We start from the raw sequence: 16,403 nt of genomic DNA, 5'->3' as shown, positions 1-16,403 counted from the left end.
GCGGTGGACCGGTCAGACCGCCCGCGAGCTACCACCGTCGACGCGGATGTTCTGGCCGGTGATGTAGCTCGACTCATCGCTGGCGAGGAAGCGGACGACGCGGGCGACCTCGGCCGTACTGGCAGCACGGCGCAGAGGGATGCGAGAGGTCCACTCGGCGGGCACGGTGCTTGGGTCCGGTTTGGTGAAGCCGGGCAGGACGTTGTTCATGCGGACGCCCTGCGGGCCGTACTCGTCCGCGTAGAGCTTGGCGAAGGAGGCAAGGCCGGCGCGGATGGTTGCCGAGACCGGGTAGGCGGGGTTCGGTTCGAAAGGCGAGCTCGTCGAGATGTTCACGATCGACCCGCCCCCGCCCTCCAGCATGTGCGGGGTGACAATGCGTGCCATGCGGACCACGTTGAGCAGGCAGAGCTCCAGGCCGTCGAGCCAGTCTTGATCGCTCAGCTCGAGCACTTTGCCCTTGGCCGGGTGGCCTGTGCAGTTGACGACCGCGTCGACGCGGCCGTAAGTCGACACCGCCAGCTCGACAACCTCACGGAGATCGTCGACCGAACGGTTAGAACCGTCGATGCCGACGCCCCCGAGGTCTCGCGCGAGGGCCGCAGCCCGGCCCGAGGGCGACAGCGCCGCGATGCGGTAGCCGGAAGAGGCCAGCTCGGCGATGCTCGCCGCACCGATGCCGGATCCGCCGCCGACGACGATCGCGACCTTCCCAGGATCGGCCATCAGGATCCCCCCTCCTTCGACTTCGCCTCGGCGCCGCGCTTCGCATAGTGTTCGGTCAGCAGGTCGACCGCCAGAGTCGACAGCTCGGCGAGCTCCTTGAAGTCGACGTCATCGCCGGCCGAGGCCGATACGTAGAACCCCTCCGTCAGCGCGCGGCCGAAGGCCACGATCTTCCGCGCGAAATCCGGGTCCGCCCCGAGGGCCTCCGCCGGGAACTGTCCGCCCACCTGACCCAAGGCGGTCTCGAACATGTCCGCACGGATCTGAAGGTACTTCTGGCGCGCCTCGTTGTCCTCCAGACGCTTCTCGAGCGCGAAGACCAGGCCGATGACCCAGAACGCGCGCTTTGCGTTGGCGGGATCCGAGCGAGGGGCCGCCGCGCCCGCGATCGAGCTGCCCAGCAACTCGCGCTGGCTCCGCCCGCCGACCGAATCACGCCAGAGACCGAAGCAGTAGTCCAACAGCGCGACGAACAGCTTCTCTTTGTTCTCGAAGTGCCAGTACACCGAGCCAATAGGGAGCCCCGAGACGCGCGCGACCTCCGACATCGTCGTCCCCTCGTACCCCGCCTCAACCGCCAGGCCCAGGACCGCGTCCAGGATCGCCCTCTCGTTCTCAGGCGTCGTGTGATGCACACTCCTGCGCTTGCCCATGCCCACCACCTTCCCGGATCGCCTGCGACCCTCAAACCCCTTGACGCCCGTGTGACCCACGATATACCGTCACATCAATCCAGAATGCCCATTCTATAATTCAGGGAAGCAGCACGTGCGACCTGGACAATGGCTCCGCCTAGCGAGCCCCGAGCGTTCCGGCCGTCCCTGCGCAGCACTTGCTCAGGGCACTGTAGCGGCCCGCGAATAGCGCCGCAGGACAGGAGACAGGGAAGCCAGCCGCTCGCGTTCCGCACCTCACTTCACCCCACAGACCGCGACAGCTATTCGGCCCCCTGCGAAAGCCATCCCCGCTGTGAACTGTGACGACCCTCCGCTGCGATGCGCTTTGTCGGGATTCACTATCGCAGTAGTTTGTTAGAGTTGCAGAGTTGCGAAAGAGGCGTCATGGCGGCTGTTGTGAAATCAAGGATCGTGGACGGCGTAGGCGTGTTAACACTTGCCGACACTTCACGGGAAAATGTCCTATCGGAGGAACTCGTCGGGCAAGCGCGGGATGTGCACCACTTGTTCCTCGAGAGTGGTGTTCGCGTGGCGATCCTTGCCGCCGAGGGTTCCTCCTTCTGCTCAGGCCGTGATCCGCTTGCAGTGCGGGTGCCGGGGACGCAGCCCGCCGGAGCCATCCTCATCGACGAGATCGAGCGCTCGCCGCTGGCCTGGGTTGCGGCCGTTGACGGCCGCGCGATCGGCGCGGGCGTCCATCTCGTGACCGCCTGCATGCATGTCGTGGCCGGGCCAAACGCCCGTTTCCTCGTGCCCGAGCTGCTTCGCGGGACCTACCCGCGGCCAGTGGCGGCCGAACTCGCACGGATCATCGGACCGCGGCGCATGATGGCGCTCATGCTCACGGGCGAGTCGCTCAACGCCACCTCGGCGGTGACGCTCGGGCTGGCGAGCGAGGCCGTGGGAGCCGGCGAGGTGGGAGGGCGCGCGCTAGCGCGCGCCCTCGCGCTCGCAGCGCTCGATCCGGCACTGCTGCGGTCCGCTCGCGATGACTGGAGCGCCCGCTTCACGACTTCGCAGACCACGGCCTGAGCGCACTCGAAGGCCCAGGCTTCGGCCCGCTCAGTGCGGCACTCGCGCATCTCGCAAGCGCGAATACGGGGTCAGTGGCCTCGGGAATGCCGTGAAGCGCTCGGCCGCGTCATAGCCGAAGCCCGCGCCCGGGCGCGGTTCGGCCTCGAGGGGCTCGGCGTGCGGCCCTTGTTCCTGGAGGTCCACACATGTCACCTTCGGCATTCCGAGGTTGACCGACCTCTCCGACGGCTTCGATCGGCTGCATCGCGGCGAGCTGGCGCGCGGTGACCACCGACTTCAGCGCCGCCTGAGTGCGGGGAACGCACGCAAATAGTGCATCTCTGCGCTAGCAGGTCTAAGCTAGCAGAATGTGGAGGGAGGGTGTCATGTGCGCACGCACGGTGGAACCGAATCATGCTGCCCGCACAATGGCGAACAGCGATGGCGAAGCGGCGACGACGCCCCCCTCGCTGACACCGCTGCTGTTGCAGCGGTGGAGCCCGCGGTCGTTCGATCGTCTGCACGAGGTGTCCACGGCCGAGACCGACGCGCTCCTCGAGGCCGCCCGGTGGGCTCCGTCCTCGCGCAATGGCCAGTCGCGCCGCTTCGTCGTAGGACGTCGCGGCTGTGCGCTGTTCGAGCGGATCGCCGCGACGCTGAGCGGCCGGAACGCCGCGTGGGCACCGAACGCCGCGCTCCTCGTCGTCGGCGTCCTCATGCGCACCGACGAACAGGGACGCGCGCTCCGGTTCGCCGAGTACGATCTCGGGCAGGCCGTCGGCCACATGGCTGTGCAGGCGGAGGCGCTCGGCCTGCGAATGCGCCAGATGGGTGGCTTCGATCGCAACGCCCTCGCCGCGAGCCTCGCCCTCGATGCGGTGCACGAGCCGTTCGTCGTTGCCGCCGTCGGGCGGCAGGCGCCGGCAGGCTGGCTCGACGCAGAGCTGGCCGAGCGGGAAGGGGCGGCGCGCGAGCGCCTGCCGCTGGCGGACCTCGTCCTCGCGAGGGACTAGACGTCAGCGCCGGATCCGTCAACCACGGCGATCCGGGCACAATGCAATAATCGTCCAAATCAGAGAAAAGATCGGTGGCTCCCCTTTGACTACTACAGTCGAAGAAGTGAACAAGGCTCAGCGTTCGGCGGATGACGCGCCCAGTATCCTGGGCTTCGCGATCCTGCAACTCCTCTCCCGCATGCCGGCGAGTGGCTACGATCTGAAGGATCGTTTCCAGTCCTCGCTCGGCCGCGGCTGGCACGCGTACGACACGCAGATCTACCGTGAGCTCAAGCGGCTGGAGGCCGGGGGCTTCACGGCGGGCGAGATCGTGAAGGGCCGGTCAGGCCCTCAGCGCCGTCTCTACACGATCACTGACCGGGGCCTCGACACGCTGCGTGAGTGGCTGTGCTCCCCGATCGACTTCTCGAAGACGAAGGAGGAGTTCCTCCTCCGTATCTGGACGCTTGAGCTGTTCCCTCCAGGGGAGGCGGAGGAGTTCCTCGTCCGCGCCCGCCACGAGTGGCACAGCCAGCTCCAGCATCAGCAGGCGTCACTGCGCACGCTGAACGACTCCTACGGGGATGTCGACGAGGGTTCGTCAGACGTGTTCGCGCGGCAGCTGGGCATCGAGCTCACCATCGCGCTGACGAAGGCGCGGCTGAAGTGGATCGAGCGAGCGCTCAAGGTGCTCGCCGCCCGGGCTGCCGCCTCTGGACCCGACTCGCACTAATGCGCCTATAGAAAGAGTCCACATCCCTGCCGTCGATGGCCGCCGCATCCGGCGGCCTGGGGACGGCCTGTCTCGTCGATGATCGACATCCCACGACATTCCGCTGTTGAGCTGCTCCCGCGCGCCTGCGGACCAGTGCCGACGCGTGATCGACAGCGAACGGATTCACGCTCATAGCTACTAGCAAGATGCGCTAGCTTCGCCCTATGCTTGAACTCGGGTCTGCGACTCGTCGGCGCGAGACAGTGCGGCCTCGCGCATCTCAAAGGAGAGGATGCACATGAGTGTGGGTTACATCGGACTGGGCAGGATGGGCGGAAACATGGCCCTGCGGCTGCTCGAGTGTGGCGTCGATCTCGTCGTCACGGACGTCAGCAAGGACCAGGCGGGTGCTGTTCTGGAAGCAGGGGCCCGCTGGGTCGACACCGCCGCGGAGGTGGCCGCCGAGGCGGATGTCATCTTGACATCGCTCCCCGGGCCGCCGCAGGTGGAACAGGTCGCGGCCGGCCCGGGCGGGCTCCTCGAGGGCATGCGCCCGGGGTCCGCGTGGGTCGACATGAGCACCAGCTCCCCCGTCCTCATCCGCGCACTCGCCCAGCGCTTCGCCGAGAAGGGCGTGGACGTCATCGACGCTCCCGTCAGCGGTGGACCGCAGCACTGCCGAGCGGGCGAGCTGGTGATCTTCGTGGGTGCGGAGGACGAACAGCTGGCGCGTGTGGAACCTGTCCTCCAGCACCTCGCGACGGAGATCCTGCACATCGGCGCCCTCGGCGCGGGTGCGGTCGCGAAGCTCGTCAACAACGCGACAGCGCTCGGCACGTGGAGCCTGCTCTCTGAGGTGTTCAGCCTCGGCGTGAAGGCAGGCGTCGACCACCAGACGCTGCACGGCATGCTGTCGAAGGGCGCGTACGGGCGCGGCCTCATCCTGTCGCAGATGCTCCCAGGCGTCGCCTTCAAGCACAACTTCGACCCCGCGGGCTTCGCGCTCAACCTTGGGCGCAAGGATATCGCCCTCGCGAACGCGCTGGGACGTGACCTCAACGTGCCGCTGCCCGTCCTGAACCTCGTCGAGCAGTCCGCCGTTGAGATGGTCGGCCGTGGCCACGGCGACAAGGACACCGCCGTCGTGTTCAGCCTCCAGGAGGAGCGCGCCGGCGTGGTCATGCACGACGGCGACGCGAAGGAGTTCACCCTGTGAGCGAGCTGGTCGTGGTTCCGCTCCACATCGGCGGTGAGGACGTCGCCGCTGGCGGGGGGACATACGTCGTCGTCAACCCGTCCACGGAGAAACCCTTCGGCGAGGCCCCGGAGGCGACGATTGCCGATGTCCAGGCCGCGGTCGACGCCGCGAACGCGGCCGCGCCTGCCTGGGCTGCCACGCCGCGGCGGGAGCGCGCGCGACTGCTCCACGCGCTGGCCGACCGGCTCGACCAGGAGCGAGGACGCCTCGTGCCGTGGCTGGGTGCCGAGATGGGAGGGGTCCAGAACGGCTCGGCAGGGCGCACGCTCGACGTCGCGATCGAGGCATTCCGCGCATTCGGCGAACGCGCCAACCTCGACCTCTCCGAGAACTACGCGCCGCGCGTGTCGATGGGTGAGGTCGTATCCGGTGTCGCGCGGCGCAGGCCGGTCGGCGTCGTCGCCGTCATCGCCGCGTACAACGCCCCGCTCGTGAACACCTCCACGATGGCGGGCCCGGCACTCGCCGCCGGCAACACCGTCATCATCAAGCCAGCCCCGCAGGACCCCCTGACGACCCTGGAACTCGCCCGGATCGCGACCGAGGTCGGCTTCCCACCCGGCGTCGTGAACACGGTCAACGCCGTCGATCCGGAGATCGGGCGCGAGCTCGTACGCAATACCGGCGTGCACGGCGTCGGATTCACGGGCAGCCCGACGGTGGGTGTGGAGATCGCCCAGGCCGCCGCCGCGCAGCTCAAGCCGGTGCTCCTCGAACTCGGCGGCAAGGGCGCGTGCATCGTGCTCGACGACGCCGACCTCGACATCGCCGTGAACGTCCTGTCGCTCACGTGGCGGATGCACTCGGGCCAGATCTGCGGCGCGCCGACCCGCGCGATCGTGCACGAGTCCGTCCGGGACGAGCTGGTCCGTCGGCTCGCCGCCGTCGCGGAGACGCTCGTCGTCGGCCCCGGCGACCACCCGCAGACGACCGTCGGCCCCGTGATCAACGGCGGTCACCGCGACCGCATCGAGGGCTACATCGCCTCGGCGCGCGAAGCGGGGGCGACGACGGCCGTCGGCGGTAGCAGACCAGACGTCTCACCGGGGTTCTACGCCGCACCGACGCTGCTCGTCGACTGCACGCCGGACATGGCGGCCGTCCGTGAGGAGATCTTCGGTCCGGTCATCTCGATGATCACGATCACCGAGGACGACGAGGCGGTCGCGATCGCGAACGACAGCGACTACGGCCTGGTGAACTACGTCGTCTCCGGGAACAGCGCACGCGCGCTCTCGATCGCGGAGCGGCTGGAGTCCGGCGTCGTCAGCATCAACACGCCGCAGAGCGCCGGCAACGGCATCGAGGAGATGCCGTTCGGCGGTCGCAAGCTCAGTGGCTTCGGCCGCAAGGGCGGTATCCACGCGATGCTCGCCTTCACGGAGCCGGCGGGCATCGTGCTCCGGAGTTGATGAACTCGGCATATAGCGCACTATTGTGCTAGCTAGCTAGAGCCGATACCTTCTATTCATCGCCCCAAGTCTTCTCCCGGGCACCAAACGACGCCCAAGTCGTCCCCGCGGAGTCGTATGAGAGTCACAAACAATTGCATGATCTGACAAGGAAGTCACCATGAACAAGATCCTGTCCGCCATCGGCGTCGGCGTGGTCGCGCTGCTCGCCCTCACGGCTTGCGGCACTGCCGCGGCAGAGACGCCCGCGAGCACCGCGGCCGCCGTCGAGGCCGGAAACCTGGACGCGCTCGTCGCGGCCGCCAAGAAGGAAGGCACGCTGCGCATCTACGGGCAGATCCCGGAGGCGTCAATGACGGCCCTCTCCAATGACTTCCAGAAGAAGTACGGCATCACGGTCGAGGCCCTGCGCCTCGGCGGCAACACCCTCGCGCAGCGGTTCGACACCGAGACCCAGGCCCACTCCCCGAGCGCAGACATGATCGTCGTGGTCGACGTGCAGTACCTCGCGACCGCCGCGAAGGCCGGCTCGGTGGTCGCGTACTCGAAGTCGGGCGTGGCCGACCTTCTCGACCTCCCCAAGGAAGCCGTCTTCAGTGACTACGACGCGCCGAGCGTGCAGGTACTCGACACGGGCTTCATCTACAACACGGACAAGGTGAGGAAGAGCGAGATTCCGACGACATGGTCGGCGCTGGAAGACCCTAGCTGGAAGGGCCGGTACTGCGCCGTCGACCCGGGCACGTCCGTGAACGTCGCCCACTCCTTCTGGTCCGTCGGCCAGAAGGAAGGGGCCGACGCCCTGAAGAAGCTCGGCGAGAACATCGGTCGGTGGTACCCGAACGTCATCGCAATGAACGAGGCCGTCGCGGTGGGCGAATGCCAGCTGGGCCTGTTCAGCGCGAAGTTCTTCGTCGCAGGCATGCAGGGCAACGGGGCGAAGGTCGAGTTCGCCACGGCGCCCTCCAGCGTCCCGCCGCTCGTCTCTGCGGCCGTCGCGGCGAAGGCGGAGCACCCGAATGCCGCACGCCTGTTCATGGAATACCTCCTCAGCAAGGAGGGAAACGCGGTCCTGAACAACCCGGACACCGGTTCGATCGGACCCTGGGACATGGCCCGCCTGCCAGCCGGGTTCTCGGCTCCGACGCCGGACGACTTCCAGCGCGTGCATGAGGCTACGCCGGACGTCATCAAGGCTCTCGGTCTCTGATCCGAGACTCGGCGTGACGACCCTCGGGGGCACGGTCCAGCTGTCGCCAGGATCGTGCCCGCGCGGCGCGCCCCAGAGGCCGTCCACGCCGGTCTCATTCCGTTGTAAGAAGAGATAAAGTGCGTTAGCTTGACCTCAGTCACCCGTGATCGACGACGCCTGCGGAGGCACACATGATGGACCAAGAGACACTCTCGCCCGAATCCGACTTCGACCCGATGGCCGACGAGTTCACGGCGGACCAGCACAGGGAGCTCAAGCGGCTGCGCGAAGAATCGCCGGTCGCGTACTCCTCGCAGTTCGGGGGATTCTGGGCGCTCACGCGCCGTGCCGACCTCGTCAACGCGGCGCGCAACCATGAGCAGCTGATCAACTCGATCCTGCATACCGTGCCGCACGGGCTTGCCGGCAACACCCGCCCGCTCATGCACTCGGACCAACCAGAGCACACGATCTACAAGGACGTCATCCAGAAGGTCCTCGGAAGTGACGAACTGCGTGACCGGGTGGTGTCCGAGGTGCGTCAGCGCGCCAAGGAGCTTGTCGCGAAGATCGCTTCGGAAGGCTCGGGTGACCTCGCCACCGAGTACGCCGATCCGCTGATGGGCTTCGCGATCACATCGATCTTCAACATCGAAGAGGTCACGGGCGACGAGATGGACCGGACCATCCGCGACTACGTCATCGGAGGCCAGGTGCGTGCGGCGCAGCTCGCCCAGGACGCGAGCGCCAGGATGTTCAGCATCACGAAGAACCTCCTCGACGACCGCAGGGAGAACCCGCGAGACCCGTCGACCGACCTCGCCACGGCGCTCGTCCAAGCGCAGGAGGCCGGCATCCTCGTCGACGAGGAGAAGGTTCTCGGCGCGCAGCGGCAGCCCCTCGTCATCGTGTGGCTGGCCACCGCGCACACGCTGACGAACATCTTCCGGCGTCTCCTCACCGACCACGGGCTCACAGCGAAGCTGCGGGCCGAGCCAGAGCTCATCGCCGACTCGGTCGACGAGTTCCTCCGCATGGACCAGCCGCAGATCGGCTTCGCCCGCTCCAGCACCGTCGACCTCGAGTTCGGCGGACGCCGCATCCCGGCCGGCTCCGCGATCGCGCTCGTCTTCCCGGCGGGCAACCGCGACCCCGAGGCATTCGAGGACCCGGAGACGTTCATGATCGGCCGCACTCCGAACCCGCACCTCGCGTTCGGCCACGGCATCCACAGCTGCCCGGGCAGGAGCATCGCACGGGGATTGGTGCAGACCGCAATCGAGGAACTCCTTGCGGGCACCGCGGACTTCGAGCTCTCGATCCCGGTCTCCGAGGTTCCGAACGAGCACTGGCCCTTCCGAGCGTCGCTGTCCCTTCCCGCGACGGTCCAGGCGCGGTAGACCGTGGCCTGCCTCACGACGCTGGCGCATCCCGCACTCGCGCGGTGAACTCGCGCCAGGCACACGGGAGGCACGGGCTGGGCGTCGGGGGGTTCATTCTCCTCGCCGCCCTGTCGGGGCTCTCGCCCCTCACCAGCGTGTTCATCCTCCCGGCCCTTCCAGAACTAGCGGACGATCTGCACACCAGCCTGTCCGGTGCGCAGTTCGCCCTCTCCGCGGGTTTCGCGGGACTCGCGGTCGGCCTGCTCATGGTTGGTCCACTCAGCGACCGGCACGGTCGCCGCGCGCCGCTCATTCTCGGCCTCGTGGCCTACATCGCGACGACGGTGCTGTGCTCCTTCGCATCCGACATCGCGACGCTCATTGTCTTCCGGGCGCTGCAGGGGGTCTGCGGCGGGGCGGTGTGGGTGATCACCCGGGCCGTCGTGCGGGACTCTTACGCGGGGCAGGCGACGGCCCGCGTGCTCTCGCAGATGTCGATGGTGACCGCACTCGCTCCCGTTGTCGCGCCATCCCTCGCCGGACAGCTCCTCCTGTTCACGGACTGGCGCGGCCTGTTCCTCGCCCTGGCGGCGTTCGGCGCCGTCGTGATGTCCATGGGCGTGCTGTTCATGCGGGAGACTCTGCTCGTCGAGCGTCGGCAGAACAATGATCTGCGCGCTCAGCTCGCCGTGATCCATGGATTCTTCCGCGCGCCCTACTACTTCCTGTCGTTCGCCGCCCTGGGCGTCGTGCAGTCGGCGATGTACTTCACGTTCGTCATCATGAGCCCGTTCGTCTTCGTCGACGACTTCGGGATGACCGCCCAGCAGTTCGGCATGCTGTTCGGCGTCGCCGCGCTCATGATGGCGCTCGGGAACCAGTCGAACGTGCTGCTGCTACGCAGATGGAGGCCGGAGACCGTGCTGCGCCTCCTGCTCACGATCGCATTCGTCGGATCGGTCGCATACCTCGTGGCGGTCGTGCTGCATGCGCCACTGTCACTCGTGATCGTCGCCGTGCTTCTCGTCCCGCTGGCCGCGGGCGCCTCGAACGCCGACATCACCGCGTTGACGCTCGCACCGTTCCCACACGCCGCGGGTTCGGCGGCCGCGCTGCTGGGAGCATGCCAGTTCGGCGTGGCGGCCCTCGTGCCGCCGCTCGTGTCGCTTGCCGGCGTCAGCGCGCTCTCGATGGCCCTCACCATGCTCGTGACAGCGGTCGGGGCGTGGTGGATCGGCATGGCGATGCGGGCCAGGTGGGGCTTGCCAGCCGACCCGGACCCGGTCGCAGCCTGAGCCCGGCACATTCCGTCTAACGCAGACTTCTAGTACACACTCGCTGCTGACACCACAGCTTCTGACTGAAATAACGCCTACGAAGATGGCACTTGGCCCTTATCAGTAGCGCATTAGTTCTTTTCATGCCAAGATGTCTGTGGGACGTGCGGAACCTCCAACCGGACCCAACGCATCTATCTCGACAACGGAGTGACATGGAAGCGAAGCACATGCTTTCCGGCACGCTCGGACGCACGCTCTACGTCGTACACAGCGAGCCCGCCGAGGGTGTCGACCCTGCGGCTGGCCTCGCATACCTCGAGGAGCACCTCCGCCGCCTCATCGAATGGGAGCGCAACGGCGTCCTTTTCGCGGCGGGACCCTACAAGCGCGAGGGCAAACCCACCCCACGCGCGCTGTACATCCTCCGGGCGGCCAGCCTCGCCGAGGCCACCAGGCTGGCGGCCGAGGAGCCGCTCCACAAGCACGGCGTACGTGTCTTCACGATCGACGAATGGGCCCTCAACCAGGGACGCATCAACGTCTCCCTCGACTTCTCAACTCAGCGCGGCGGGCTGGACGGCGCGCCGCAGTACCCCGCACACCTCAACGACTAGGCGGCAAGGAGCATCATGACCACTGCAAGCGCACAGCGGGACGTCACAGCCGAGGCGGTCATCGACCGCGTCAAGGCACTGATCCCCACGATCGCGGAGCGGGCCGCCGAAGGCGACCGCGACCGCAGCGTCCCGGCCGAGATCGTGGCCGCCCTCGTTGAGGCCGGCGTCGCAAGGGTCCTCGTTCCTGCCGCCTTCGGCGGCGCGGAGCTGGGCCTCGAAACCTGGTTCGAGATCGTCCACGAGATCGCCAAGTCGGACATGTCCACCGCGTGGATCGCCAGCCTCGCGATGCACCACCCCCACTACATCGCGCAGTTCCCGCTTGCGGCGCAGGAGGAGGTGTGGAGGGACGGACCCGACGTCGTCATCGCAGCCTCCATCGCGCCCGTCTGCAAGATCGAGCCGGTCGAGGGCGGCTACCGCGTGACCGGCCGTTCGCCGTTCACGAGCGGGATCAACAACAGCACGTGGGCCATGGTGAGCGGCTTCGTGCCGGGGTCCGGTCCCGGTCCGGACTGGCGCTTCTTCCTCATGCCGGTGAGCGACTACGAGGTGCTCGACACCTGGGACGTCGTCGGCATGCGGGGCACCGGCAGCAACACGATCGTGACGGAGGGCGTCTTCGTCCCCGAGCACCGCGTGCTCGCCTATGCGGACCTCAACGAGGGCGTATCCCCCGGCTCGAAGGTGCACGACAACCCGATGTACGCGCTGCCGTTCAAGTCGTACTCGTCGCTGACGTTCTCCGTGCCGATCCTCGGCGCCGCGCGCGGGGTGTACGAGAAGTTCGTCGCCTGGACTGCCAGCCGCGTCGCGGCCGGCGGTGCGGCGGTCCGCGACTTCACGAGCGTGCGCGTCAAGCTGTCGCGCGCCGCCGCCAGCATCGATGCGGCGGAGCTGATGTTGCGCCGCATCCTCGACACAGCGATCGGACCGGTCCGACCGACCGAGGACGACCGCGCGCGTGCGATGCGTGACTACTCCCGGGCCGTGGAGCTCGCGGTCGAGGCGATCGACGCGCTCGTCGCCATCGGCGGCTCGGCCGTGTTCGGAGCCTCGCATCCGATCCAGCGCGCATGGCGTGACGTGCACTTCGCGAGCACGCACATCTCGCTCAATCCAGAGACCAACTACGACCACTACGGCCGGCTCACTCTGGGCATGGGCCGTGCCCCGCAGAACCTCAGCTACTGAGGCCTGCGGAAGAAGACAGGGGTGAGGGCATGACGGCAGATACGGAGACCCGACGTCGCTTCCGCGACGTCATGGGTCGCTTCGCGACCGGGGTGACCGTGATCACTACGCAGTCCGAGGGTCAAACGCACGGCATGACGGCCAACGGCTTCATGTCGGTGTCCCTGGAGCCGCCGCTCGTGGTCATCTCGGTGCGCTGCGAATCCAAGATGATCGGCTCGATCGACGCGGCAGGCGCCTATGGCGTGAGCGTGCTCGGCTTCGAGCAGGCGTTCCTCAGCAGGCACTTTGCGGGGCGCCCTGCGGAGGGCCTCGAGGAGCCGTTCGTCGAGATCGACGGCATCCCGCTCATCCGGGGCGCCATCGCCCACATTGCGGCGAAAGTCGTGGACCGACACGTGGTCGGCGACCATGTCCTGTTCGTGGGCGAGGTCACGACGGCAGAGCACGTCTCGGGCGATCCGCTCATCTTCCATGGCGGCAGCTACCACGCGCTGTCTGACATGGGCGAGTGGACGGCACGCTGGAACGTGGCCGGCGGGTGGTGGTGACCGCTCGGCTACCGCATCCAGAGGTTCTAGTAAATAGGCAACTATTGCGCTAGATAACTGCGGTAGATACCCTGAACGTCGGGAGAACAGCCGTGGTGCCACCTAGGCGTCACTAGCTGAGAATTTCTTTCACAACGACAAAGAGGTCACTGATGAAGACGCTCCTTTCCCAAACCGGCACCAGCACTCCCGCGGCAGGTGCTGATGATTGACACGTCGACGGTGGCCGGCGCCGGGATCCGCTCCGTGCGGCGCAGGCGCTTCCGCGCCCCATCCCCCTTCGCCGCGATGTCCCTGACCCTCGCACTCGTCATGATCGCGATCACTGTGGCGTCCGTCGGAACAGTGATCGTGAGCATGTTCGTTGCCCAAGGGTCGCCCGCGGTCTCCGTTCTCACCGATCCGCGCACGTGGCAGCTCGTCGGCGCGACTGCGATCATCACGAGCGCCAGCACGATTATTGCCTCCCTGATCGGCGGCGGCCTTGCGTGGCTCAATGAGCGGACGAACGCCCGGATGGGAATCTTCTCCGACATCCTGCCGCTGATGAGCTTCCTGCTCCCGCCCGTGGCAGGATCGCTCGGCTACATCCTGCTGTTCGCGCCCAAGGCCGGGTATGTGAACCAGGCATGGCGCGGGTTCCTCTCGCTCTTCGGCGTCATCGACGCCGCACCGCTACTGGACATCTACAGCTGGGCCGGTCTCATCATCGTTTTCTCCGTCTACGGCGTGCCGTTCACGTACATGATGATCGCGCCCGCGCTCCGAATGATGGACTCGGGGTTGGAGGAGGCTGCGCGCATGTTCGGCGCCGGTCCGATCCGGACGATGTTCCGGGTCACGCTCCCCGCGGTCCTCCCAGCAATGGGGGCCGGCGCGTTCCTCTGGATCTGGGTCTCCTTCTCGATGGTCGACATCCCGTTGATGATCGGCACGGGGGCGCGGATCGAGGTCCTCGCCTCGCGGATCGTCCAGCTCCTCGCGTTCTCATATCCCGCAAACCGGCCAGGTGCGGTCGGCCTCAGCCTCATCATCACGGCCGTCGTGCTCATCGCGTGGTTCATCCAGTCCCGCATCCTCCGTGCGAGCAAGCACGCGACGGTCGGAAGCAAGGGTGCCAAGACTGCTCCGGTGGACCTCGGAAGGTGGCGTACGCCGGCGCGCCTGTTGGTTATCGTGTACTCCGCCGTCACGATCCTGCTGCCGGCACTCGCACTGATCTACGTCTCCCTCGCCGGCACGTGGCGCAGCGGGATCTCGCTTGAGGGACTGACCTTCAATGAGTTCGCGAAGATCTTCTCGAACCCGTACACACTCGCGGGCCTGCGGAACAGCTTCGGCCTCGGCCTGCTCACGTCGACGATCGTGGTGCTCATCGCGGCGATCATCGCCCTCTACGTCGCGCGGGCCGGTTCCTTCACGGGCCGACTTGTTGACGCGGGCATCAAGCTGCCCGCGACGCTCGGAACCGTCGTGCTCGTGGTCGGCATGGTGCTGCTGTTCACGGGCGCCCCGTTCCACCTTGGCGGAACGCTCACCATCCTCTTGATCGCCTACACAACGCTGAGCCTGCCGAACGCCTCGGTGTCGGCGGATGCCGCCGTCGCCGGCGTGGGCAACTCACTCACGGAGGCCGCACGGATGTCCGGGGCGAGCGAGAGCCGCACGTTCTTCCGCGTCATCTTCCCACTTCTCATCCCCGGCCTCGTCGGGGCCTGGGCCGCCGTGTTCGTCCGCTCCGTGGGCGACCTCACGGCGTCGTCGATGCTCTCCGGCGCCAACAACCCGGTGATCGGCTTCCAGATCCTGGAACAGAGCAGGTACGGATCATACGCAACTACCTCGGCCCTGTCCTTCACGCTCGCCGTCGTCTCCTCCATCACCGTGCTCGGCGCGGTCTGGATCGGCCGCCGGAGCAGCCGGTGGACCCAGGCCTCCACCACCCGTTCTCGAAAGCGTTAGTCAAAGGATCCGTGCTGCCATGACCACTGAACCGATCACCAAGACGCCGATGACGACCACGACCGCCGGCTGGTCCGCCGCCGCCCCTGACCAGCCCCTGCTGGCCATCCAGGGCCTGCGCAAGCAGTTCACCCGTGCGAACGGCCAGATCGTCACTGCCGTCGACGACATCTCGTTGTCGATCGCGCCCGGCGAGTTCATCGTCCTGCTGGGTCCGTCCGGCTGCGGCAAGACGACGCTGCTGCGCTGCATCGGCGGTCTCGAGAGCGCCAGCGAGGGCACCATCGAGATCAACGGCCAGCCCATGTTCAGCGCCGAACTGGGCATCGACATTCCGACGCGTCGCCGCGGCATAAGCATGGTGTTCCAGTCGTACGCGCTGTGGCCGAACATGACCGTGTTCGACAACATCGCCTTCCCGCTCAAGAGCCGGCGCCGTGGCATCTCCAAGGCGGAGACGGCGACCGCGGTCGAGGAGATCGCGCGAGTCGTCGGCATCGCCGACCTGCTCACGCAGTACCCGCACCACATCAGCGGTGGCCAGCAGCAGCGCGTCGCGCTCGCCCGCGCGCTCGTCGACGGCAACGCCCTCGTGCTGTTCGACGAACCGCTCTCGAACGTCGACGCGAAGGTCCGCAAAGATCTGCGCGTCGAACTCGCGAGCCTCCAGGGCAAATACGGTTTCGCCGCGGTCTACGTGACGCATGACCAGGAGGACGCGATGGAGCTCGCGGACCGCATCGTTGTGCTCGACGGCGGACGCATCGCGCAAGTCGGCGCCCCTCAGGACATCTACCAGAACCCCTCGAGCAGCTACGTGGCGGCCTTCGTGGGATCGAGCAACTCGCTCCCGGGCACCGTGACGTCGGCCACGCCAACCGCGGTGACCTTGGAGAGCGCGTTCGGCACCGTGAGCGCACGACCGTCGGATGACGTCGAGCCCGGACAGGCGGTCGACGTCATGTTCCGTCCGCAGCACGTGCGCATCCACACCGAGCGTCCGGTCGGCGAGAACACGTGGCGGATGTGCCTGCGCAAGATCATGCACGCCGGCACGCACGCCGAGGCGGTGCTGACGCACGACCACAATATCTACCAAGCCCGCGTGGAGGTCGACTTCGACGCCCCGCTGGACACCGATGTCTGGGTTCAGGTAGCCCCGCGCCACGTGTTCGCCTTCCCGCAGGGCTGACTCCCCGCGCGACGGCCTCCGAGGGCGGGCGGTGGGCGGCCTCCAGGCCCCGCTGACCGCCGTCCACGGGAAGAAAGGCGGTGTTCCGGCGCTCGTGCCGGGACACCGCCGACGCGTCGTCGCGGCATCCACGCTGATCGCGGTGCCGCTCGTGCTGATATCGCGCGGCGGCCGAGGCCATCCAGCAGATGACCAGTCCCCGAGCAGCGCCTGAACTGGCGCGGAACCGCTGACGA

15 protein-coding genes are annotated in these 16,403 nt (G+C 67.3%); 13 read left to right on the top strand and 2 right to left on the bottom strand.

Features of this window, described 5'->3' with window-relative positions; all coding sequences use genetic code 11:
- Positions 1 to 12: 12 nt before the first annotated feature.
- Both IE231_RS09140 and IE231_RS09135 read right to left on the bottom strand, forming a co-directional pair.
- Positions 13 to 726, bottom strand: coding sequence for an SDR family oxidoreductase (locus IE231_RS09140; protein WP_189693655.1), 714 nt, complete (start codon positions 724 to 726; stop codon positions 13 to 15).
- On the bottom strand, positions 726 to 1,379 hold the full coding sequence (locus IE231_RS09135; RefSeq protein WP_189693654.1) for a TetR/AcrR family transcriptional regulator: 654 nt from the start codon (positions 1,377 to 1,379) through the stop codon (positions 726 to 728). Before IE231_RS09135 ends, IE231_RS09140 begins: the two co-directional genes overlap by 1 nt.
- Before the next feature lie 342 nt (positions 1,380 to 1,721).
- Between IE231_RS09135 and IE231_RS09130 the strand changes: the two genes are divergently transcribed.
- The 13 genes from IE231_RS09130 (at position 1,722) to IE231_RS09070 (ending at position 16,167) form a co-directional block, all read left to right on the top strand.
- The gene (locus tag IE231_RS09130; protein ID WP_306341563.1) at positions 1,722 to 2,435 is read left to right on the top strand and encodes an enoyl-CoA hydratase/isomerase family protein; all 714 of its coding nucleotides are present in this window, start codon (positions 1,722 to 1,724) and stop codon (positions 2,433 to 2,435) included.
- A 410-nt stretch (positions 2,436 to 2,845) separates the two neighbouring features.
- Positions 2,846 to 3,430: a nitroreductase family protein gene (locus IE231_RS09125; protein WP_189693652.1), complete on the top strand. Its 585-nt coding sequence runs from the start codon at positions 2,846 to 2,848 to the stop codon at positions 3,428 to 3,430.
- A 106-nt stretch (positions 3,431 to 3,536) separates the two neighbouring features.
- Positions 3,537 to 4,145 (top strand): PadR family transcriptional regulator, encoded by a 609-nt coding sequence (locus IE231_RS09120; protein WP_189693651.1) that lies wholly within the window; start codon positions 3,537 to 3,539, stop codon positions 4,143 to 4,145.
- Between the two features lie 259 nt (positions 4,146 to 4,404).
- The gene (locus IE231_RS09115) at positions 4,405 to 5,343 is read left to right on the top strand and encodes an NAD(P)-dependent oxidoreductase (protein ID WP_255430066.1); all 939 of its coding nucleotides are present in this window, start codon (positions 4,405 to 4,407) and stop codon (positions 5,341 to 5,343) included.
- Positions 5,340 to 6,797, top strand: coding sequence for an aldehyde dehydrogenase family protein (locus tag IE231_RS09110; RefSeq protein ID WP_189693649.1), 1,458 nt, complete (start codon positions 5,340 to 5,342; stop codon positions 6,795 to 6,797). Before IE231_RS09115 ends, IE231_RS09110 begins: the two co-directional genes overlap by 4 nt.
- Positions 6,798 to 6,957: 160 nt before the next feature.
- Entirely contained in the window at positions 6,958 to 8,007 is a 1,050-nt protein-coding gene (locus tag IE231_RS09105; RefSeq protein WP_189693648.1) for an ABC transporter substrate-binding protein, read from the top strand.
- A 173-nt stretch (positions 8,008 to 8,180) separates the two neighbouring features.
- Positions 8,181 to 9,389: a cytochrome P450 gene (locus tag IE231_RS09100; protein WP_189693647.1), complete on the top strand. Its 1,209-nt coding sequence runs from the start codon at positions 8,181 to 8,183 to the stop codon at positions 9,387 to 9,389.
- A gap of 44 nt (positions 9,390 to 9,433) precedes the next feature.
- Positions 9,434 to 10,666 carry a multidrug effflux MFS transporter gene (locus IE231_RS09095; RefSeq protein WP_189693646.1) on the top strand — a complete coding sequence of 411 codons (1,233 nt, stop codon included), beginning with the start codon at positions 9,434 to 9,436 and terminating at the stop codon, positions 10,664 to 10,666.
- 197 nt (positions 10,667 to 10,863) lie between these two features.
- The gene (locus IE231_RS09090; RefSeq protein WP_189693645.1) at positions 10,864 to 11,265 is read left to right on the top strand and encodes a YciI family protein; all 402 of its coding nucleotides are present in this window, start codon (positions 10,864 to 10,866) and stop codon (positions 11,263 to 11,265) included.
- A gap of 15 nt (positions 11,266 to 11,280) precedes the next feature.
- On the top strand, positions 11,281 to 12,462 hold the full coding sequence (locus IE231_RS09085; protein WP_189693644.1) for an acyl-CoA dehydrogenase family protein: 1,182 nt from the start codon (positions 11,281 to 11,283) through the stop codon (positions 12,460 to 12,462).
- Positions 12,463 to 12,491: 29 nt separating this feature from the next.
- Positions 12,492 to 13,013: a flavin reductase family protein gene (locus tag IE231_RS09080; protein WP_189693643.1), complete on the top strand. Its 522-nt coding sequence runs from the start codon at positions 12,492 to 12,494 to the stop codon at positions 13,011 to 13,013.
- 204 nt (positions 13,014 to 13,217) lie between these two features.
- Entirely contained in the window at positions 13,218 to 14,975 is a 1,758-nt protein-coding gene (locus tag IE231_RS09075) for an ABC transporter permease (RefSeq protein ID WP_189693642.1), read from the top strand.
- A 19-nt stretch (positions 14,976 to 14,994) separates the two neighbouring features.
- Positions 14,995 to 16,167: an ABC transporter ATP-binding protein gene (locus IE231_RS09070; RefSeq protein ID WP_189693641.1), complete on the top strand. Its 1,173-nt coding sequence runs from the start codon at positions 14,995 to 14,997 to the stop codon at positions 16,165 to 16,167.
- Positions 16,168 to 16,403 lie beyond the last annotated feature (236 nt).

Origin of the sequence: Sinomonas cellulolyticus, assembly GCF_014656475.1 — a bacterium.
GTDB classification, from domain to species: domain Bacteria; phylum Actinomycetota; class Actinomycetes; order Actinomycetales; family Micrococcaceae; genus Sinomonas; species Sinomonas cellulolyticus.
Note: the sequence above shows the minus strand (reverse complement) of the source record. Positions and strands in the feature narration are given on the sequence as shown.